Annotated in this window: 1 pseudogene; it reads right to left on the minus strand. The window is 40.3% G+C overall.

The features are described from left to right. Nucleotides 1-630, minus strand: a pseudogene (locus DXA60_RS18550) (hypothetical protein); the annotation flags it as partial.

Consider the following 630-nt stretch of genomic DNA (forward strand, 5'->3'; position numbering starts at 1 on the left):
TCTATATTATTCCGCTCCCGCGGTGTCTTCATATTTTCTGTCTGTTCTAAAAACTTCCTGATATCCTCTATATCGGCATTTGCAGATAAGATTCTTAGGCTGCTGTGCATAGTCCGGTTCAACCTGCTGATCACCACAATCTGCACCGGGAATAAAATGTTCCCGCTCACGTAATAAATACCTGGATATTTTTCTTCCAGTACATATCCTTTTCGTTCTAATTCAAAAAACAGTTCTCTTGGATATGCTTCACGGAACAATGACACGGTCAGTTCGTCCGCCGGGATTTCATCGATTGTTTTCCCATATCCTTTATAAAGGCAGGCATATCCAAGTGTTTTGTAAAGAGTGTCTATCGACAGTTCATCTCCCGGTCCTTTGTATTCTAACACATTGTACTTTCGCATGATATGACCGATTTCATTTTTCATCACTTTGTCTGCATTTTCTTCTTTTATGATCAAAAGATCGATACGGATCGGTTCCTTACTCAAATGGTACTCCGATATTAAATCCAGTTCCTCGATGTTTTCTTTTAGTTCGAGTTCCGCTGCTGCATAAAACGCAGGATGCCACTGGATCTTTTTGGCTTTGTCTGATGACGATTTCTTTGTCTTTTGCGCGATAATC

The organism is Roseburia sp. OF03-24 (genome assembly GCF_003463035.1).
Taxonomy (GTDB): domain Bacteria; phylum Bacillota; class Clostridia; order Lachnospirales; family Lachnospiraceae; genus Roseburia; species Roseburia rectibacter.